Source organism: Bacteroides sp. OF03-11BH (genome assembly GCF_003604005.1).
In the GTDB taxonomy this organism is placed as follows: Bacteria; Bacteroidota; Bacteroidia; order Bacteroidales; family Bacteroidaceae; genus Bacteroides; species Bacteroides ovatus.
This window is the reverse complement of the sequence record NZ_QTMW01000001.1, coordinates 357,541-377,989: the sequence shown is the minus strand read 5'-3', so window position 1 is coordinate 377,989 and position 20,449 is coordinate 357,541. Positions and strand designations below refer to the sequence as shown.

Here is a 20,449-nt window from a genome sequence, read left to right as displayed (position 1 = left end):
TTGTTTTTGTTAATTTAACTAATCAGATTTGATTCCAGTTTCTTCTTATAGACCCATATACTTATTGTAAAATAAATAAGTGCCTGTATCCAGAGAGTTATATATTCCGGTCTGATATCAGCCATACTGGCTCCCATAGAATTCAGTTTCACAAAAGCGAGTGTGCCTGGTGCAGCTGGGAAAATGTAATGGACTACTTTCCAATACCAGGGCATTAGTTCCATTGGATAGGAAACGCCGGAAAGAAAGATTAATCCTACGGAGAAGAAGGCGATCATGAGTAGGGGAGCTTCAGAATCCGTAAAATACCTGGATGCAGCCAATCCCAAGAAAGAAGTTGCCATCAAATATGGAATCAATAATAGTACGATGTACAATCCGTTTCCAATATTGGGGATGCTGAAAAAGTGAGGGAGCAAGCCTAATAGAAAAAAGGCAAAGATGGCATAAAGAGTACAGTACACGGACGTTTTTCCTGCCACTATACGAATGGCAACTCCCCAGCCATACCCAAAAGGAGTATATGCGCGGATTCCTTTACTACTGTATTCTTCTCCGGTCACCATGCCAATAACCATCAGTAAGGTCTGGAAAATTATAATCATCATGACTGCCGGAATAAGATAGGAACCATATCCTTCGGTATAATTGTAGAGTGCAGTGCCTTCCACATTAATCGGTTTCGCCATAGCTACGGCAAGCAATCCTTGTGGTGGAAGAAACACCGCTTCATCTGGCCGGTATTTATCATTAATAGCCAACATGACACGTGAAGAAGCACCTTGCAAAGCTTCGAAATACAAGAAGGCATCAGTAGTTGCATAAAGGGAAAATACGGCTTCATCTCCCCGGAACACCCGTTCCTCAAAGTCATGAGGCAGATAGAGTATTCCCTGTACTTTGCCTTCTTTCATCCATTCTTTTGCTTCATGATAGTCCATAGCCTGACTGGAAATCTCTGCCTGGGGAGTAGCATCCAGCCAACGGATAAAATCACGGCTCAATTCACTGTGCGAATTGTCGACTACGGCAACAGGTACATCGGTTACAATATTCGGTGCATACATATAATTGTAGAGCAACCCGTAAACGAAGATTCCTCCCATCAACACCAGTAAAACCGCATAACTGGTACTGATAGCTAGAAATTCACGACGAATGATGAATGACAACTGTTGTAACTTACTTAATGTTTTCATACTTATGACTTTCTATAGCTCGTTTTAAATGAGGAAGCAGCGACAGGGCCAGCAACGGGAAGATACAGAGTATCACAGCCGACGGCCAAAGATGGATAAACCCACCGCCTCCATAGAGCATGGTTTGCATCATTTCCGTAAAATGACGGACAGGGAACAAATTGGAAGCATCCCTCACCAACGGATACATATTGGGAACCGGAAAGGTTACTCCGGACAAAGTAGCCCCCAGAGAACCTACCATAGAAACTACACTTATAACCAACGATATTGCCGGAAACAGCGAGAATAAAAACAGCCCTAAAGCCTGTGTTGCAATGATGAAAAGCACAGTCATGATATTCATTAACCACCAACTCCCCTGAAAAGGAATATGCAAAATACCAAACATGACGTAATTAGCCAACCATCCTATCAGTATATATATAATGGTATAAGGTAATAATTTACCTAAAACAGCTGTCACTATATTGCCTTTTGCAGTCGCCAGCCAATCATCTGCTGTGCGGAACTTGATTTCAATGCCAACCGCATACACGGTAATCAACAGAATCAAAACCTGAAACAGCACAAAGAAAAAGGGCTGACTTAAATATACCGAATAATCCAGACTAGGGTTATATATCGGATGGTTATTAGCTTGTACGGGTAATAAAAAGGTGGTAATCTGATCCTGTTCTACTCCGAGTGCCATCGCTTGCATCACCACAGGAGAAAGAGCCACCGGAGCTAAGGAAGTTTCGAATGCCGCCATCAACTCACCACCTACCGACATTAATGCATAATGATAATAGTAGGAGAGTGTTGCATTCTTTCCGGTAATCGCATTCTGTTCAAATTGGGGAGGTATGGAAAGATATCCATAAATCTCTTTCTTTTGCACAGATTCACGGGCAGCTGCTTCATTTACAAAATGCTTTGTCACTTTAAAAGTTGGTACGGCAGAAATATTCCTGACTATCGTCCGGGAAGTAGCAGTATTATCCTGATCGACAATACCAATAGGAATGTTTTCCATCTGTCCGTTACCAAAGATCGTAGCCATAAAGAAAAGGGTGAACAATGGCAAGACAATGCAGACAGCAAAATAAAGGCGCCGTGAAGTCATTCGCCACCACTCTCTGAGCAGTACGGAACGAAAAGGGGAATATGTTTGTGATTCATCCATTCTCTGGTTTATTTGATGTCGATTAATCTAAAGTCAATAACACGGACATGCCGGGACGCAAGTCATCCACCTTTTGGGTTGGACGGGCATGAATCTCAAAGGTACGTAAGTCATAACTTCCGGTTTGCTTGGTTGATTTCCAGGTAGCAAAACTGCCTAGCGGACTAATATAATAGATTTTGAATTCAATATTTTTTTTACCGATAGCGGGCACATCCGCAACAAATGTTTCGTCCATTTTAAATTGCGGCATCAGATCTTCCCGCACGTTAAGAACAACATGTATATCATCCACCACCACCAAATTCATAATGGGAGTTCCCGGTGCAACCAACTCTCCACGTTTAGGGAAGATTGTTGCTATCTGACCGTTTTCCGGAGCGGTCAACCGAGCATCGACCAGCAAAGCCGAGACTTCATCCACTGTGCTTCGAGCAGCATCCACCATGCTGGCAGCAGACGCTTTATCTTCTTTTTGTGCACCATCTACAGCCATCTGATACTGTTCATAGGCAGCACGTTCGGCTGCTACAGCCGCTTTATACATAGCTTCTACTTCATCCTTTCTTTGAGAAGTAATGACACTGTCCTTATATAAAGTAAGAATACGGTTGTAAGTTGTCTGGGCGAGAGTAAGATCGCTCTTCGTTTTATTCCATAATTGCAGTGCAGTAGCCACGATCTGACGACGGGTTCCGGCATCTATTTTCTTGTTCTGTTGTACTGCCACCTGTTCCAAGGCATTCACTTGTTGATACTTGGCATGTACTTCAGGGCTATTAATGACGACAAGAGTATCTCCCCGGTGTACCCAGTCTCCCTCCTGAACGAAGAAAGTGTCGATACGGCCGGGAAGTTTCCCACTGATACGGATTTCTGTTGCTTCAGCTTGTCCTTGCAAGACCAGCGGCTGTTTATGCATTAATATAACTCCCAAGCCGGTGAAAATACCGACAGCCAGAAGAATGATGACAAAAGCCCATGATAGGGTTTTACTAGTTGGTTTCATTGTTTGTTACGGTTTAGGTTGATAGTTTGCAAATTGTTCCGGTGTGCCACAAAGCGAGAGTAGATTCATTAGTGCCACATCATATTCATAATATGCTGCCAGGCGAGCCACTTTTACACTGGCAAGCATGGTTTCAGCATCAATAACTTCGGTAGAAGTTGCCATCCCTTCTGTAAATGATTTCTTTCGGATGCGTACCAATTCTTCACTTAAGGCAATCGTTGCATTTAAAGCTTTTACATTATCCTGTGCCTTTTCCAGCTGCGTGTAAAGCTTATCTACCCCAACAGCCAGATCATCACGGGCTTTCATCTGCCCTAAAGCCAGAGTTTGTTCCGTTAATTTCGATTGCCGCACTCTTTTTTCACGATCCAGTCCGTCAAAGAGGTTCCATGTAAAACCAATGCCTACCATGGTACGCGGTAATAAATTACTCTGAATGCCATGCGAATACAAGGTCTGTTTTCCGAAAAGGGCTATATTCGGCAAATAGCCGCTTTGGGCAATCCGCACTTCTTGTTTGGCAATATGCTGCTGCAGCTGTAATTGGTTGAGTGTATAGTTCCCACTGTTTACAGAAAGATCAAATAGCATTTTAGGTGGCAATGAATCATTCATAAAAAGGGGAGAGGTAGGAATAATATTGGCATCTGCATCCTTTTTATTCAGCAAAACTTTTAAGGCACTTTGCACTACTGTTTCTTCTTTTCGCGCAGCTTCCAATGCACGTTTGGCTTCATCCATATTTACCTGGGCAAAAAGCCTTCCTGCTTTGTCAATCATTCCTGCTGCCTCTAACTTCAAGGCATTTTCATAATGTTTCTTCAATCCGTTGTAGGTTTCTTCACGAACCGTCACAATTTGTTGTGCCAGTCGAAGCCCGTAATAGCTTTCAACCAATAAACTTTGCTGATTGGCCGATACCTGTGCCCGACTTTCCCGTGCCAGATCAACCATCGTTCTTCCGATGTTGGTGGCATGAAAACGCTTACCACCGGAAAAGAGTACCCACTCGGCTGATAAATCAACAGTTGTCAAATTTCTTGGAGTCAAAGGAAATATAAGGGTATTTGCCCCAATTTGATCCAGTATAGACGAAATGATCTGGTCATCCGGAATAATGGAATGTACAAAGTCTTTAGCCGGATCGGTAAACTGCGATAAAGGCTGTTTAACTTCGATCTTCTCCGACATGTGTACAAACGCACCTGTAGACTGAAGACTGGGATACCAAAAAGCATTCAACTTATCACGTTCAGCCTTCGCAATCTCAATACTCTTATCCGCTATTTTCAGACTCTGATTTCCTTGATTCAACAGATGCAGTGATTCTTCGAAACTTAATGGTATCTGTGCATCTATCTGACCGATGGAAAAATACAAAGTCAATAGTATACAAAGTCGCTTATTTTTTTTCATACTGGTTAGGTTATATCTGAATTTGAGATATTCTAACAGATGAAAAGAGAGGTTTGTTCATCAGAAAGAATATAGCAATACAACAAAAGAAGGTTTCAACGCTTTTTTATAAGATGTTCTATTTTTCATCTTCTCTTTGAATCACGTTTGTATCATTTCTATCAGATAGAAAAAATGATGCATAAAATAATGCAAGTATATGCAATAAGCGTGTTATTAATGGATATAAACTACTTGATTATACAAAATATAAATGCATATTGGAGTTGTTTCTTTAAAGGAAAAGCTCCGTTCCTTTAAATGGAACCAACCGTTGGTCGGTGAGAAGCGTGTTCTCCCTTTAAAAGGAAGCTACCAAACAGCCCATAAAGTACCTGTTTGTCTCTAAATCTTATTTATTTTGCTAGAAACTAAATCTGTCAATTTGAAATAATATAAGCAACTTTGTTCTCACATATTCAATATTCATTCTCTATTTAGAACCTAGTGATAGATTATTCACTAAAATAGTTTATATCTGAATCTTATTAACCGGAAATCCTGGAGTTTTTTCTATAGCGACTATCGCCAATCTGTATATTTTTAATTATACGGGCTACTAATATGCGTTTTTTCATATCCGGTTGTTTTTCATCAAAACAAAAGAATTGAAGAGGCTTTAATTTCTCTTTTTTCTTGCATTAAAATTTCTGCGATTTTATTTGAGATATAAAAATTATGTTTACCTTTGCATCACCATTTCATAAGGCTTTTGAGTCGAGAAATGCAGTAAATATGCGGTAATAGCTCAGTTGGTAGAGCACTAGCTTCCCAAGCTGGGGGTCGCGAGTTCGAGCCTCGTTTACCGCTCTTTTGAAAATCAGGTGGTTATCTTAAAAAAAAAACTGCCTGATTTTTTATTTTTCAAGCCCCCTTTTCTATGGTTTTATCTATTATCGGACGAAACCTAAACTGAACATATTGTAGAATAACCCTAATTGAATAACCAATATGGCTAAGAAAATAGAGAAATATCTCCCCGTAGATTACAGTGACAGTTTTTCCATAGAAGTTACAGAAAATCGTTTGTCTCCTAAAGATATTATTTTAAAAGTCTTTGCTCATAACCCCGCTTGGCTCCGAATGTTGTATGCAATAAGGGCCTGTTTAGTCAAACCTTTCGGTATAGAAACTAAAGCTATTGAAAGTGAAGAACTTATTATAGAGGAAGACAAGCAAGAAGCAATTATGAGAAAAGACGATAAACATTTATTGTTTTATGTCGATATTTTCATTACGCCATTGGAAACAGGAAAACAAATGATTGAGGTTACCACATTAGTAAAATACCATAATTGGGTAGGAAAGGCTTATTTCTTTTGTATAAAACCTTTTCATCGGGTCATAGTGCCTTTAGTTCTCAAAAAGGCGCTATGCTGAACAAGCATAGTCGCGGATGCAACGATATAACGAATATGAAAAATGAGATATGTAATATAGAAGCAAATGACTTTAGAAAATTAATGCATGAAGAATAGGGCAGTTCATGCATTTTTCGTATTTTTGCACCCTGTTTTAACACTCAAGAAAACTTTAAATAGAAAAATATAATGGCAAAAGAACTGAAAGACCTTACCAAACGTAGTGAAAACTACTCACAGTGGTATAACGATTTGGTGGTAAAAGCTGATTTGGCAGAACAATCTGCCGTGCGCGGATGTATGGTGATTAAGCCTTACGGATACGCTATCTGGGAGAAAATGCAACGTCAATTGGACGACATGTTCAAGGAAACAGGACACGTAAATGCATATTTCCCGCTATTAATCCCGAAATCATTCTTAAGCCGCGAAGCAGAACACGTAGAAGGGTTTGCGAAAGAGTGTGCCGTAGTAACACATTATCGTTTGAAGAATGCGGAAGACGGTTCAGGAGTTGTAGTAGATCCTGCAGCTAAATTGGAAGAGGAATTGATTATCCGTCCGACATCAGAAACAATCATCTGGAATACTTATAAGAACTGGATTCAGTCATACCGTGACCTGCCTATTCTCTGCAACCAATGGGCGAACGTTTTCCGTTGGGAAATGCGTACCCGTCTTTTCCTGCGTACTGCCGAATTCCTGTGGCAAGAGGGACATACCGCTCATGCTACCCGTGAAGAAGCAGAGGAAGAAGCAATCAGAATGTTGAATGTATATGGTGAATTTGCAGAAAAATATATGGCTGTTCCCGTTGTAAAGGGAGTGAAATCAGCCAATGAACGTTTTGCAGGTGCACTTGACACTTACACAATAGAAGCCATGATGCAGGACGGAAAAGCATTGCAAAGTGGTACTTCCCACTTCCTGGGACAAAACTTTGCAAAGGCATTCGATGTTCAGTTCGTTAACAAGGAAAACAAGATGGAGTATGTTTGGGCTACTTCATGGGGTGTTTCTACTCGTTTGATGGGTGCATTGATTATGACTCACTCGGATGACAACGGATTGGTATTACCTCCACATTTGGCTCCGATTCAGGTAGTAATCGTTCCTATCTATAAGAATGACGAACAACTGAAACAAATTGATGCTAAAGTAGAAGGCATTGTAGCTAAGTTGAAAGCACTGGGCATCTCTGTGAAATATGATAATGCAGATAACAAACGCCCGGGCTTCAAATTCGCTGATTATGAATTGAAGGGTGTACCTGTTCGTTTGGTTATGGGTGGTCGCGATCTTGAAAACAACACGATGGAAGTGATGCGCCGTGATACACTGGAAAAAGAAACAGTTACCTGTGAAGGCATTGAAACATACGTTCAGAACCTGCTTGAAGAAATGCAGGCTAATATCTACAAAAAAGCATTGGACTACCGTAACTCCAAGATTACAACAGTAGACACCTATGACGAATTTAAAGAAAAAATCGAAGAAGGCGGATTTATTCTGGCTCATTGGGATGGAACTACTGAAACCGAAGAAAAAATTAAGGAAGAAACTAAAGCAACCATTCGTTGTATTCCGTTCGAGTCATTTGTTCCGGGCGACAAAGAACCTGGTAAATGTATGGTAACAGGTAAACCATCTGCTTGCCGCGTGATATTTGCACGTTCTTATTAAACAAAATTCGCACATAATTATAAAAAGGATGGAAACGGCTCAATCGCTTTCATCCTTTTCTCTTTTTCCTTCCATATTATATTATTTATGGCCTGTCCTAACAGTTCATTAGACATTCAATAGTTATTTCAAGCTCTTTTTTCAATCCATTTCAGTTTTATTTCAGAAATATCCCTTTTCTTTGTAGTATGTAAAAAAGAAAGGAGACAAAATTATGAAGATATTGATTGTAGAAGACGAACCCTCTTTGAGAGAACTGATTCAATGTTCACTTGAAAAAGAACGTTACGTTGTAGAAACAGCCAGTGACTTCAATTCTGCTCTACGCAAAATTGAAGATTACGACTATGATTGTATCTTATTGGACATCATGCTACCGGACGGAAGCGGACTTGATCTTCTTGAACGACTGAAAGCTCTCCATAAGCGGGAGAACGTGATTATTATTTCCGCAAAAGACTCCCTGGAAGACAAAGTTTTGGGATTAGAACTGGGAGCGGACGATTATTTGCCAAAGCCATTTCATTTGGTTGAACTAAATGCACGAATTAAAAGCGTGATTCGTCGCCATCAGCATGATGGAGAGATTGATATCCGCCAAGGCAACGTACGGATAGAACCGGATAAATATCGTGTATTTGTCAACGAGCAGGAAGTGGAACTAAATAGAAAAGAATATGATATCCTGTTATATTTTATCAATCGCCCTGGGAGATTAATCAATAAAAACACTTTGGCCGAATCAGTGTGGGGAGACCATATCGATCAGGTCGATAATTTTGACTTCATATATGCACAAATCAAGAATCTTCGCAAAAAGCTCAAGGATTCTGGTGCAACTATTGAAATTAAAGCAGTCTATGGATTTGGGTATAAAATGATAGTAGAATAAAAAGGAAAGAGATTATTGTCCATGAAATTAATATATTACATCATTCTTCGTATTACCCTTGCTCTGACCCTCATACTGACGGTCTGGGCTATCTTCTTTTATGTTACGATGATCGATGAAGTCAACGATGAAGTGGATGATGCTTTGGAAGATTATTCGGAAACCATCATTATCCGGGCATTGGCAGGAGAGGAGCTACCTTCTAAAACCAATGGCTCCAACAATCAATATTATATGATGGAAGTAAGCAAAGAGTATGCGGAAAGCCGGGAGGATATTCAGTATAAAGACTCTATGGTATACATTGAAGAAAAAGGAGAGACCGAGCCGGCACGTATTCTTACTACTATCTTTAAAGATGATGAAGGACGATACCACGAGCTGACAGTATCAACTCCCAGCATTGAAAAAGACGATTTGAGAGATGCCATCCAGGTGTGGATTATATTTTTATATGTAGCTTTATTATTCTGCATTATTATCATTTCCGTATGGGTATTTTACCGGAATATGCGACCGCTCTATGTACTTCTACACTGGCTGGACGGTTATCAAACAGGAAAAAGAAATAAACCTTTGAGTAACGATACTCAAATCACGGAATTCCGGAAATTAAATGAGGCTGCCATTCGTTATGTGGAACGTACGGAGCAGATGTTCGAACAACAAAAACAGTTTATCGGAAATGCTTCACACGAGATACAAACTCCACTTGCTATCTGCCGTAATCGATTGGAAATGTTGATGGAAGATGATTCGCTATCAGAAAAACAACTGGAAGAACTGATGAAAACGCATCAGACTTTAGAATACATCACTAAATTAAACAAATCCCTATTATTGCTTTCCAAGATTGATAATGGTCAGTTTACGGATACCAAAGAATTGGAACTCAATGTACTTCTCAAACAATATCTGCAAGATTACGAAGAAGTTTATGATTATCGCAACATAGAAGTCACGATAGATGAACAAGGCGTTTTCAAGGTGACAATGAACGAATCCCTGGCTGTTGCTTTACTCACTAACCTCCTGAAAAATGCATTTGTACATAATATTGATGGGGGACATATCCGAATCACCGTTACTAAGAACGGTATTACTTTCCGAAATTCGGGAGTGGAACATCCGCTGAACAAGGAACATATCTTCGAACGTTTCTATCAGGGTAGCAAAAAAGAAGGATCTACAGGGCTGGGATTAGCTATAGCCGATTCCATCTGTCGTTTGCAACATCTGAATATAAAATATTACTTCGAGCAGAATGAACATTGCTTCGAGATTTCCCAATCATAAGATTCATCTGAAAAACACAGAGGACACGGATTTTAAGTGAACGACCTGTCGGTTATCATAAAACCAATTTGTCAGGTATATCCATCCACCTGTTTCTCCGTGTCCTCTGCGTCTTTTATAGTGAGCAGGTTATCGGGATCGTATTTCTCTCCTCATAAACATGATATAAGAAATAGCGAAGCAAATAACCGTTGCCGCAATCAATCCGGTCAACTGTGGCCATACAACTAAAAGACTTTGTCCCAATGGGAGCGGACTAGGGATAGCTCCCTGTACCTGTTCCATAGTCAATGGCCCCAAACTTCTGACAGAAGGCATCAATAGTGTGGTGGTAGCTTCATTAAACAGTTCACTCGGTGCCAAACGCATCAACCCTAGAATAAACTTCTGATAACTGATAATCTGATAAGGTGATGCCATCTGTGACGGACTCAACCCTTTTGCCACCAAATTAACAATCATGGTATAGAATACACTAAAAAACAGCCAAACAGCCACAGATGCTAAGGCAGAAGTCGCTGCCTGACGGAAACGGAGTGAGAACAGAATAGCCAGATTCAACCAGAATGCTACATAAAAGATACTGGTAATGATGAAGAAAACAATTCTCCAAAACTCTTCTGCCGTAGGAGGAATACCAATAGCAATCAGCCCACATCCCATCACCAGAAAGCCCAATACAAACAACATGATACCTATCACAATCAAAGCAGCCACAAACTTCGCATTGATAATGCAATCGCGATGAATAGGCTGGGACAGCATACGGCTCAATGTTCCTTTATTTTGTTCGGAATTGACTGCATCAAATCCCAAAGCGATTCCCAATAGGGGACCTAAGAAGTTAATAAACAGCACAAAAGAGGGGAGAGTTCCATCTGAAACCGTAAACAACTTCAAGAAAAGAAACGAACCGTCCGGATCATTAGGTTTGATGGCTTCACTAATATTGGTGAGTGCTGTATATAGCGACCCCATACAGGTAAGTGCTATAATACCTATTAGTATAATAAAACGCCAACTTTTGACATGATCGGAAATTTCCTTGTTGACGATAACCCAAAAAGGATGATTGACTTTATTCATGTCTTTCTCCTCCTTCCTCAAAATAATGGTTATAAATATCAGACAATTCCTGCTTCTTATCTTTCAATTCTGCCATATCGATCAAAGCAAGTAATTGGCCATTACTGAACAAACCTACCCGGTCGCACACTTTCTGTACCTGATCCAGATGATGGGAAGAGAAAAGCACTGTCAGTCCTTCTTCTTTACTCAACCAGCGAATCAGTTCGATAAATTCCTGAACACCTGCAGGGTCAATCCCTGAAGTCGGCTCATCGAGAATAATAATCTCCGGATTTTTAATAAGTACATCAGCCAATCCCAACCGCTGTCTCATACCACGAGAGTATTTCCCTGTCTTTTTGGCTAACTGATCTTCAAGGCCTACCCGCTTCATCAGTTCCATAGCCTTGGTTTTTGCCTCTTTATCAGAAATACCATTTAATCGCGCTGTATAGATCAAATTCTCCGGTCCTGTCATATCATCATAGAATCCTACATCTTCTGGCAAATACCCAATTTTCCTTTTTACTTCAATGGGGTGTGTAGTAGAATTGATTCCACAAATTTCAACTGTTCCCGAAGTAGGCTCTGTCAATCCCAACATCATTAAGATAGTAGTTGATTTTCCAGCACCATTCGGTCCCAGTAATCCGAAGATTTCTCCTTTCCGGATATTCAGGCGAATATGATCTACAGCAGTGAAATTACCGTATTGTTTGGTCAAATCGGTAAGTACGATCACTTGTTCGCCCATAATTTACCTCCTTCCATATTTACGGAACAGATAGTAAACCACGCCGATGGTGGCAATAATGATAAGAACGCCTACCCATCCCCATATCATCGGAGTTTTTACTGCAACTCTGAACTGCGCATCTGCATTTACTTCAGGAGTTTTTGCCATGATGGTAGTCACATAGTCGCCTGGCAATGCTTTTTTAGAAGCTTTCAAAGTAGCCATAACCGTTGATGTCTCTCCGGCTTTTAGTGCATCGATTTTTGAAGGTTCGAAAGTTACTTCCCAGTCAGCAGGTTTATTAGCAGACAGCTGAATATCTTTCAGTAATGAAGAGCCTGTGTTTCTGACTTCCAGTTCTATTTTCTTTATATCACCTGCTGTGACATCTGTGCTCAATAACCCACGGGGAGTAGTCAGTTCCATTTGATAAGAGCCGGTAACAACCACTTCCAGTTCCAATTCAGCGGAAGTGGTACCTGTAGCAGCGCGTACCGGAATTTTGTAACTGCCGGCTTCTACATTGGCAGGAGGAGTAATATCTATACTTACATTTTGGGTACTGTTGGCTTCCACTTGTGCAGAAGTGGCTTGCTTATAATTAGGTTTAAAAACTACATTCCAACCTCTAGGTGCATTAGCCATCAAAGCATATAGCTGCTGGTCGGCAGTCTGATTCTTTAAAGTGGCGCTGAAAGTGAAGGTTGATTTAGAATTTCCCTGCATGTTGGGTTGGTCGGTAGTAAATTCAGTCTGGTATGTTCCTTTTTGAGCAACCACCACATCCAATGGAAGTTTGGCGTTTCCGGCATATACCACAAAGTGATAATTACCTTTATTCACTTTTAATGGGACTTCGACTTTTAAATTGAAAGTCTTTTTCTCTTTGGGAAGTACCGATAGTTGGCTAAGGCTCCAGCCACCGGATTTCATTTCGTGTTTCCAACTGGCGGACAATCCGCTGACAGAAAGATTCGCATTCGTCAACTGGTCTGTGTTGTTGATAAGATCAATACTGTAGTCAATTGACGCTCCGGGAGATACGGAGATTTTTGTGTAAGGTGTGTACAGAATCACGCTCTTAGGTATTGAATCATTGGCGTGCGTGTAATTCATAGGGATCATCCCCAATAGAATAGCTAATAATAAAAAATAATTTGTTCTCATAGTCATACAAAAGTTCTTATGGTTGTTTAATATGAATATTGTCAAATTTGTGTGTGCAAAAATAAGCGATGTATCTATTAGTAGTTTTAAAAGAATCCTAAAGAATCTAATTTCAAGAAGAAATTATAGTGACACTATCCCTATAGGATGGTGACGGTATCCTTTATGTATAGTGACGCTATGTTAACCGGATAGCGTCACTATATTTTTTCGATTTTTTTTTCGGAAATTCTCAAAATTCCCAAATCTTTTCAGATTCTCCTCTCATCTTTGCATTATCAAATTAATAATAATAGTAAAAACCAATATTAAAAAACAACGATTATGAAAAAGTTAGTATTCTTATTAGTGTGTCTTTTCACTTTGCAAACAGTAGCTCGTGCAGATGACGACAAACCAATCCAGGTAACTCAAATGCCACAACCGGCACAGCAGTTTATCAAACAGCATTTTGCCGACAGCAAAGTAGCATTAGCCAAAATGGAGAGTGATTTCTTTTATAAAAGTTATGAAGTGATTTTCACGAATGGCGATAAAGTGGAGTTTGACAACAAAGGCAACTGGGAAGAAGTGAACTGCAAATATAGTTCTGTACCTACAGCAATTATTCCGGCAGCTATTCAGAAATACGTAACGACCAATTACCCTGATGCTAAAATTCTAAAAATTGAGAGAGATAAGAAAGATTATGAAGTAAAACTGTCCAACCGTACGGAACTGAAGTTTGACCTGAAATTTAATTTGATTGATATTGATTTCTAAACCTATTTAAATTGAACAAAGATGAAACTAAAGATTTATACACTTTTACTGGCACTAAGCGTCACATGGAGTCTGCAAAGTTGTGACAACGATGACGATGGTTCAATAGCTGTTCCTGCCGAACTTCAAAGTGCATTTTCATCCAAATTCCCTAATGCTGCAAATGTGAAGTGGGAAACTAAGTCTGGATATTATGTAGCAGATTTCTATGACGGATATGAAGCATCTGCATGGTTCACCCAAGATGGTAAATGGCAAATGACAGAAACGGACATTCCTTACAATGCATTACCACAAGCAGTAAAAATGTCTTTTGAGAACAGCGAATATGCCTCATGGAAGCGGGATGATATAGACAAACTGGAACGGACAGGCGTTGAAACTGTTTTCGTAATTGAAGTCGAAAAGCAGAATCAGGAGGTCGATTTGTATTATTCTGCTGATGGAACTCTGATTAAAAGCATTGTAGACACTGATGATGATAACAACGAACATCTTCCTGTACAATTGACTGAAGCTATGAAAAACTTCATCAATGAAAAGTATCCGAATGCAAGAATCATGGAAGTAGACGTTGAGGATGATAGAAATGATTGGGATTTTGGATATACAGAGGTAGATATCATTCATAATGGAATCCCAAAAGATGTATTGTTCAACCAGACTGGAAATTGGTATTCTACTTCATGGGAAATACGTCAGAATGAATTGCCTGAAGCAGTAAACAATACTCTCAATAATCAATATGGAGAATATCGTTTTGACGAAGCGGAGTATATTGAAAAAGCAGATGGTAGCATATATTATCGAATTGAACTTGAGAAGGGGGATGTAGATAAAGTAGTAAACATAGGCGAGAACGGTACTGTCCTTTCATAGGTCAAAGTGCATAATTCTGAAACATAATTCTCACAAACAACAAACGATGACATAATTCCTGATGGATATGTCATCGTTTATTATTTTTTACTGCTCCTGTACACGTTTTCTTTTCACTGCCGATTTAGCAGTTTTATCAGTGATGCTGTCCGTTTGTTGCGGTTTCACCTTTTCAGCTTCTTCCCGTTTCCGCTTATTGCGTAACCGCCATTTATTCCAGAAATATAGATCACTCCATTTATTGAAATCCTTTTTATACATGATACCTACACCTTGTGTAGTCAAGTTTGTTTTTGTGTAATAACGGTCATTTGTCTCATTATAAGCCTTCAAACGAATATCTCCCGAACGGGTAATCAGCCATTCTGCTTCAAAGTCTCCTACAAAGTTAGTATTAGCCATCGGATTATCCCGATAACCGAAGTTTCCGTTTATCAATAAACGGTTATTCAATAATTGTCCCGACAAAATACCTTCTACTTCCATGTCTGTCCAACCCTTATCACCCGTACTCAAATTCGTACCGATATTCCAGTTATTCGTTTCAAAGACCTGTGAAAGTGCATTGTTCAACTGGCCGGAGAGAGTAGATGAGAGCACCGATGACATCACATTCGAATTCTGATTATTATTACGGGCATCTTCCGTATAGAACTTGCCAATACCCAGCAAATAAAGAATCTGCATATTCATTTGCTCTTCCGTACTGATATAATTACGTACCAATGTTTGTATTTCATCTCTTTCATTCGGAAGCTCAATACCCAGTTTGATAGTCGGTCGTACCAGCATACCACTTAGATTCATGATACAATTTACACGCACATTGGGTTGTTGTATAATAGCCGAAGCATCCGGTATCAAATCATTCAAAGAGGCAGAGTTCACTGTATATGAAGCTTGTATGTCCATGTTAGCATCCAAAGGTGCACCATTGAACGTTATTGTACTTCCATCTTTGATAATAAAGTCTTTACGAATCACTTCCTGCAAACTAAATTTATATACTCCTTGATTGATCCGGTAATTACCAAACATTTTCACATCGCCCTTATTATAAAATTCCGTCCGGATATTTCCCGTACCTTTTCCGCTGATATAATCTCCGGCAATAGGGTCCATAATGATTCGCATGGTGGCATCGGGAGTTGCATCCACGAGAATATTCAAACGGATATCTGTTTTCTGCTCTTCCTCCTCCTGACGTTTTTGCTGTATTTGTTCGTAATATGAGATTACTTGAACAGAATCCTGGATAGTACGACGAGGTGTTTTATCCACGAATTTGATAAACTGATTGCTAGTAGCCGATGCTACACTACCATTAATATATGTAAAGGTAGTATTTCGATTGGTGGTCATGGCCACATTTACGTCGAGCCCCTGTATGGCGTTTCCAGAGAGCAATACATTCCCGGTACCATATACCGTACCATAGAAAGGCATATCTGTCGATTCTTTTGTGTTCATCACAAGCATATTATTTGCCTGTATCTCGAAACGATAGTTTAGGTTCTTAAAATGCTGGAAAAGCAAATATCCATTCATTCTCCCCGAATGCCCTTCCATATCAGAGATATGTATGTTATTGAATGTCAATCCGGTAGGAGCCAAATGAATAGTATCTTTTACCGCAAAATGTGTGTTTAAAATATCAAAATTCATGGATGCATCTGTCATAACCGCACCATCCAGGTTCAATCCTTTAAATTTTCCATAGAAATGTACTTTTCCTGTTCCTCGCCCTTTAATATCATTGGCAATAGACTTCATATAATGTTCGAGGAATTTCAGATTCAATTCATTTGCTTCAATATTTAAATCAAGTCCGCTCTCGGGTTTTAATGGATAAATAATACCCGTGACACGCGACGGAGAAGGAGATATATCCTGAATGGATGCATCCAACCGGATACCTCTATTTTCATTATCCCACTCACCATATATATCCAGTTCACCCAAACGACCGTGGTTGAGTGAGAAATTCTTTATAAATAAACGGGTATTCATAATAGGCTTTTTAAGCACTCCGCTTGCATAAGCCGTTCCTGTCGCGTCGCCCTCAAAGTTTACATCGTCGGATATACTTGCAATATCAAATACATATCCCATATTTATATCCTTTAGATCAACTTTTACAGTATCTTTAGGATTCTCGGAAAGCCGGCCGTTAATGCGTACATATCTATCCTGATGACTAAAGTAGAAATTATTCACATCCACTCGTCCGGAATCGACCACCACCTGCGAAGGATGTATCTTCCAGAGAGTATCATTTAAAATAACATCAGTAGGCTTCACATCCACCATCGCTTTCAACAATGACTTTTCTCCGCTTGTACGTAGAAATTTGGCAACAGCTGCTAATTTCCCGCTATATGTTGCTGCAGCATTATTTCCCCAATCCAAAGTCGTACTGACATTGTCATCTTTAGCTTGTGCATCCAGAGATAGATTGACTGCTCCTTTCTTTTTCAAATTAGTCAGACGAACCCGTGCACGAATATGATCTGCCGGATTCTCGCACAGAATCATACCTGACTCAATATAGTTGTTCTTATATTGCAGACGGGGAAAATATCCCTCTACACGCAAGCGTTGTAAAGCATCATTAAAATATCCCTTCAACGTAGAATGAGTATATACCGTTAACGGTATATCAAATATCGTAGATAAAATGTCCGTATTATATATATGTATATCAAACAAAAAGTTATTATGGGTTTCAATCGGCTTCTTGGGAGGTAATATCAAAGACGGCACATATTTCCGCATAATATTCAGAATACTGGCAGGCAATGTGTGATATTGGAATTTTCCCTCTATGCTTGCTTTCAGGAATTCGGAAGTCAATCTAAGCTGATTTTCTCCATTTTGTTTGGTTGCCCGGATATTCATATTCTGCATGAAATATGCTTTATCCGGAGCTGTAAATTCCAAGCTATCCACATTGATTTCTCCAATCATCTCATCCACTGATCCACCTGTAAAATTGGCTTTCAGTTTTAAAGAGAACTCTGCATCAGGATATTTGGTCGTAAGATTCAAATCATGTGGGCGTACTTTATTGACTACTGCAAGAAAATTAAAAGTAGGAACTTTGGATGCAACATTTACGTCTCCATTCAGATAAATAGAGCCATTAGGATCATCCAACGCAATCTTTCCATTAAATCCGCCTTGTTTGTATTCTCCGTCCAGTGTGATATTTTCATATCTATATCTGCTATAATCTATCGAAGCAATCAGTCCTTTCAATTCTACGGCAGGCAAGTGGTCAGCAATATGCCGGCCATGTACATCCAGATTGAAAGTAATTTCTCCCAATTCCTCATTATCCAATAATTTACCTAGTTGAAAATCCTCTGTTTTGACAGCTCCGGAATACGCAAACAATCCTTTTGTCTTATCAGAACTCAATTTTAAGTCGGTCTTTACATTTCCAAGACTCGTTTGTAATTGTCCATAAGTAACTAAGTCCGTGAAGTATCCCGAAATTTCTCCCTGGAAACTCACGTTGCCCAAACGTTCGAGAAGAGGAGGAACTCCATTATAATTAGGACTCAAATTACGCACTAAAAAACCGACTCCGCGCGTATTGGCCGAAAGTTCGGAAAGAGTTCCATATACATACGCATCTTGTGGATGAGATAAGTCCTGAAGCGATACATCTCCTCGCAGACGGAACTGACGGTCATCGGCTGTAATCTCCAGATGCGAACAAGTCAACTGATCCACAGTTCCCTTCACCTCCATATCCAACGTCACCGGTTCCTTGAAATGCGAGAGGATAGGGACAAAAGGAGAAATATCTTTTAAAGTAACTTGCGATGGCAAAGTACGGAAAGAGAAATGCACCTGTTCTGTAAAACGGTCAAAAGCTTTCAAACTATCATACTCCAAATGAATGGTATCAAGCTTGAGAGAGGTTTCGGGCAATTCTATTGTAAAATTATCAATGTTTGTCTGCTTGTTATTGGCAACCAGTTTCAAACTCATTTTTTTCAAAGAGAAGCCGGATGCTTTTTCATCAAGGCTCAATCGCTTGATCCCTAAATTCAAAGAGTCCTTACTTAATGCCTTCAGCGATATATTAGCGATGATATTTTGAAGCTGAATATGCTTAGCGTTAAATTTCCCCGGTGTTTCTTCTTCCGACAACACATGATAAGACATCCTTCCACGACGAATCAGGATGGAATTAATACGCAAATCAAGGGAGTTTTCTTTCTTCACGGTATCTTTGGAAGCAAAAGCATCCAAAACAAACTTAAAATTAGGAGGGGAATCCGGAGTCTCTTTCCGGAGATTGATATTAAATCCGAAAAGCTGGACACTGCTAATGGATATCTTTCCTTTAAAAAAGGGCATAATATCGAACTTGGCGGACAAACGTGTGACTTTAAGCATTTCCTGACCACTCTGATCGTCAAGCAATACATCATCAATAATAATACGGTTCAATAGACCGATATTAATTCTACCAATTACTACCTTTGTATTTAAAACTTCGGAAAGTTCTTCAGCTACAAATACACTCATTGCTTGCTGAATGTTTGGTATATTCAGCAAAACAATAGTCCCGATATATACTCCCAGTACAATACCTACTACCCAGCGTACAGTCTTTTTCAGCGTTCTGATATGCGATAACTTTTATTTTGCGAACAAAAATATAAAATAGTTCGTTACGAATCGTAGTTTTATGATTACTTTTGCACCGTTTAATAGTTTAAATACTTATGAGTGCAATAATTTTAGGAATTGAATCCTCCTGTGACGATACGTCGGCAGCCGTAATCAAGGATGGTTATTTGCTGTCAAATGTGGTATCAAGTCAAGCCGTACATGAAGCATACGGCGGAGTAGTACCCGAGTTGGCTTCACGGGCACACCAACAAAACATCGTACCGGTAGTACATGAAGCATTAAAACGTGCCGGCGTCACCAAAGAAGAGTTGAGCGCGGTAGCTTTCACTCGCGGACCGGGATTGATGGGGTCTTTGCTTGTTGGAGTCTCCTTTGCAAAAGGATTCGCTTGTTCTTTAAACATCCCAATGATTGATGTTAATCATTTGATCGGACATGTTTTAGCTCATTTTATTAAAGCGGAAGGAGAAGAAGAGAGACAACCTGTTTACCCATTTCTCTGTTTGCTGGTATCTGGAGGAAATTCACAAATCATACTGGTCAAAGCCTATAATGATATGGAGATTCTTGGACAGACTATTGACGATGCCGCAGGTGAAGCTATTGATAAATGCTCTAAAGTGATGGGACTTGGTTATCCCGGCGGACCGATCATTGATAAACTGGCTCGTCAGGGAAATCCGAAAGCTTTTACATTCAGCAAACCGCATATTCCTGGTTTAGATTACAGCTTCAGCGGATTGAAAACTTCCTTTTTATATTCATTACGCGACTGGTTAAAGGAAGATCCTGATTTCATAGAACACCATAAAGTAGATCTTGCAGCATCATTGGAGGCTACTGTAGTGGATATTCTGATGGATAAATTACGAAAAGCCGCCAAAGAATATAAGATTAATGAAATAGCTGTGGCCGGAGGAGTTTCTGCAAATAATGGATTGCGTAATGCTTTCCGGGAACATGCCGAGAAATATGGCTGGAACATTTTTATCCCTAAATTCAGTTATACGACTGATAATGCAGCCATGATCGCCATTACCGGATATTTCAAATATCTGGATAAGGACTTTTGTTCTATTGATCTTCCGGCTTATTCTCGTGTGACGTTATAATTGGGTACA

At 39.7% G+C, this 20,449-nt stretch carries 15 protein-coding genes and 1 tRNA gene; 8 read left to right on the top strand and 8 right to left on the bottom strand.

What is annotated here, in order from left to right:
- Window positions 1–14 precede the first annotated feature (14 nt).
- From DXA54_RS01680 to DXA54_RS01665, 4 genes are read right to left on the bottom strand one after another with little or no spacing between them, the layout of a single operon-like run.
- On the bottom strand, window positions 15–1,199 hold the full coding sequence (locus DXA54_RS01680; protein WP_120078849.1) for an ABC transporter permease: 1,185 nt from the start codon (window positions 1,197–1,199) through the stop codon (window positions 15–17).
- On the bottom strand, window positions 1,183–2,367 hold the full coding sequence (locus DXA54_RS01675) for an ABC transporter permease (protein ID WP_120078848.1): 1,185 nt from the start codon (window positions 2,365–2,367) through the stop codon (window positions 1,183–1,185). Before DXA54_RS01675 ends, DXA54_RS01680 begins: the two co-directional genes overlap by 17 nt.
- A gap of 22 nt (window positions 2,368–2,389) precedes the next feature.
- The gene (locus tag DXA54_RS01670) at window positions 2,390–3,376 is read right to left on the bottom strand and encodes an HlyD family secretion protein (RefSeq protein WP_004312436.1); all 987 of its coding nucleotides are present in this window, start codon (window positions 3,374–3,376) and stop codon (window positions 2,390–2,392) included.
- Window positions 3,377–3,382: 6 nt separating this feature from the next.
- Complete coding sequence (locus DXA54_RS01665) at window positions 3,383–4,795, bottom strand: TolC family protein (protein ID WP_009041125.1); 1,413 nt, start codon at window positions 4,793–4,795, stop codon at window positions 3,383–3,385.
- A 776-nt stretch (window positions 4,796–5,571) separates the two neighbouring features.
- Here DXA54_RS01665 and DXA54_RS01660 point away from each other — a divergent pair.
- The 5 genes from DXA54_RS01660 (at window position 5,572) to DXA54_RS01640 (ending at window position 10,066) form a co-directional block, all read left to right on the top strand.
- Window positions 5,572–5,644 (top strand) — tRNA-Gly (locus DXA54_RS01660).
- A gap of 141 nt (window positions 5,645–5,785) precedes the next feature.
- The gene (locus DXA54_RS01655; protein ID WP_004295997.1) at window positions 5,786–6,214 is read left to right on the top strand and encodes a DUF2867 domain-containing protein; all 429 of its coding nucleotides are present in this window, start codon (window positions 5,786–5,788) and stop codon (window positions 6,212–6,214) included.
- A gap of 170 nt (window positions 6,215–6,384) precedes the next feature.
- Window positions 6,385–7,878 (top strand): proline--tRNA ligase, encoded by a 1,494-nt coding sequence (gene proS, locus DXA54_RS01650; protein ID WP_004318252.1) that lies wholly within the window; start codon window positions 6,385–6,387, stop codon window positions 7,876–7,878.
- A gap of 214 nt (window positions 7,879–8,092) precedes the next feature.
- Window positions 8,093–8,770, top strand: a complete 678-nt coding sequence (locus tag DXA54_RS01645; protein WP_004295994.1) for a response regulator transcription factor — start codon at window positions 8,093–8,095, stop codon at window positions 8,768–8,770.
- 21 nt (window positions 8,771–8,791) lie between these two features.
- A complete protein-coding gene (locus DXA54_RS01640; protein ID WP_004295993.1) occupies window positions 8,792–10,066 on the top strand; it encodes a sensor histidine kinase in 1,275 nt (424 codons plus the stop codon).
- A 129-nt stretch (window positions 10,067–10,195) separates the two neighbouring features.
- On the opposite strand, the gene DXA54_RS01635 is transcribed toward DXA54_RS01640, so the two are convergent.
- Genes DXA54_RS01635 through DXA54_RS01625 form a run of 3 tightly spaced genes read right to left on the bottom strand, consistent with a single transcriptional unit; the run spans window position 10,196 to window position 13,043 of the window.
- Window positions 10,196–11,152 carry an ABC transporter permease gene (locus tag DXA54_RS01635; RefSeq protein ID WP_004295992.1) on the bottom strand — a complete coding sequence of 319 codons (957 nt, stop codon included), beginning with the start codon at window positions 11,150–11,152 and terminating at the stop codon, window positions 10,196–10,198.
- Window positions 11,145–11,888 carry an ABC transporter ATP-binding protein gene (locus DXA54_RS01630; RefSeq protein WP_004295990.1) on the bottom strand — a complete coding sequence of 248 codons (744 nt, stop codon included), beginning with the start codon at window positions 11,886–11,888 and terminating at the stop codon, window positions 11,145–11,147. The genes DXA54_RS01635 and DXA54_RS01630 overlap by 8 nt, the downstream gene beginning before the upstream one ends.
- Before the next feature lie 3 nt (window positions 11,889–11,891).
- Complete coding sequence (locus DXA54_RS01625; protein WP_004306080.1) at window positions 11,892–13,043, bottom strand: NEW3 domain-containing protein; 1,152 nt, start codon at window positions 13,041–13,043, stop codon at window positions 11,892–11,894.
- A 318-nt stretch (window positions 13,044–13,361) separates the two neighbouring features.
- Between DXA54_RS01625 and DXA54_RS01620 the strand changes: the two genes are divergently transcribed.
- On the top strand, window positions 13,362–13,799 hold the full coding sequence (locus DXA54_RS01620; protein WP_004306079.1) for a PepSY-like domain-containing protein: 438 nt from the start codon (window positions 13,362–13,364) through the stop codon (window positions 13,797–13,799).
- A 21-nt stretch (window positions 13,800–13,820) separates the two neighbouring features.
- Window positions 13,821–14,678: a PepSY-like domain-containing protein gene (locus DXA54_RS01615; RefSeq protein ID WP_008647531.1), complete on the top strand. Its 858-nt coding sequence runs from the start codon at window positions 13,821–13,823 to the stop codon at window positions 14,676–14,678.
- 87 nt (window positions 14,679–14,765) lie between these two features.
- Here the strand turns inward: DXA54_RS01615 and DXA54_RS01610 are convergent, their stop codons facing one another.
- Window positions 14,766–19,220, bottom strand: coding sequence for a translocation/assembly module TamB domain-containing protein (locus DXA54_RS01610; RefSeq protein WP_120078847.1), 4,455 nt, complete (start codon window positions 19,218–19,220; stop codon window positions 14,766–14,768).
- 200 nt (window positions 19,221–19,420) lie between these two features.
- On the opposite strand from DXA54_RS01610, the gene tsaD reads away from it, so the two are divergent.
- The gene (gene tsaD / locus DXA54_RS01605) at window positions 19,421–20,440 is read left to right on the top strand and encodes a tRNA (adenosine(37)-N6)-threonylcarbamoyltransferase complex transferase subunit TsaD (protein WP_120078846.1); all 1,020 of its coding nucleotides are present in this window, start codon (window positions 19,421–19,423) and stop codon (window positions 20,438–20,440) included.
- Window positions 20,441–20,449 lie beyond the last annotated feature (9 nt).

What these genes read in the sequence shown, in the direction of transcription:
- DXA54_RS01680 (WP_120078849.1), bottom strand. Translation starts at nt 1,199, where the DNA reads ATGAAAACATTAAGTAAGTTACAACAGTTGTCATTCATCATTCGTCGT.
- DXA54_RS01675 (WP_120078848.1), bottom strand. Translation starts at nt 2,367, where the DNA reads ATGGATGAATCACAAACATATTCCCCTTTTCGTTCCGTACTGCTCAGA.
- DXA54_RS01670 (WP_004312436.1), bottom strand. Translation starts at nt 3,376, where the DNA reads ATGAAACCAACTAGTAAAACCCTATCATGGGCTTTTGTCATCATTCTT.
- DXA54_RS01665 (WP_009041125.1), bottom strand. Translation starts at nt 4,795, where the DNA reads ATGAAAAAAAATAAGCGACTTTGTATACTATTGACTTTGTATTTTTCC.
- DXA54_RS01655 (WP_004295997.1), top strand. Translation starts at nt 5,786, where the DNA reads ATGGCTAAGAAAATAGAGAAATATCTCCCCGTAGATTACAGTGACAGT.
- proS (WP_004318252.1), top strand. Translation starts at nt 6,385, where the DNA reads ATGGCAAAAGAACTGAAAGACCTTACCAAACGTAGTGAAAACTACTCA.
- DXA54_RS01645 (WP_004295994.1), top strand. Translation starts at nt 8,093, where the DNA reads ATGAAGATATTGATTGTAGAAGACGAACCCTCTTTGAGAGAACTGATT.
- DXA54_RS01640 (WP_004295993.1), top strand. Translation starts at nt 8,792, where the DNA reads ATGAAATTAATATATTACATCATTCTTCGTATTACCCTTGCTCTGACC.
- DXA54_RS01635 (WP_004295992.1), bottom strand. Translation starts at nt 11,152, where the DNA reads ATGAATAAAGTCAATCATCCTTTTTGGGTTATCGTCAACAAGGAAATT.
- DXA54_RS01630 (WP_004295990.1), bottom strand. Translation starts at nt 11,888, where the DNA reads ATGGGCGAACAAGTGATCGTACTTACCGATTTGACCAAACAATACGGT.
- DXA54_RS01625 (WP_004306080.1), bottom strand. Translation starts at nt 13,043, where the DNA reads ATGACTATGAGAACAAATTATTTTTTATTATTAGCTATTCTATTGGGG.
- DXA54_RS01620 (WP_004306079.1), top strand. Translation starts at nt 13,362, where the DNA reads ATGAAAAAGTTAGTATTCTTATTAGTGTGTCTTTTCACTTTGCAAACA.
- DXA54_RS01615 (WP_008647531.1), top strand. Translation starts at nt 13,821, where the DNA reads ATGAAACTAAAGATTTATACACTTTTACTGGCACTAAGCGTCACATGG.
- DXA54_RS01610 (WP_120078847.1), bottom strand. Translation starts at nt 19,220, where the DNA reads ATGAGTGTATTTGTAGCTGAAGAACTTTCCGAAGTTTTAAATACAAAG.
- tsaD (WP_120078846.1), top strand. Translation starts at nt 19,421, where the DNA reads ATGAGTGCAATAATTTTAGGAATTGAATCCTCCTGTGACGATACGTCG.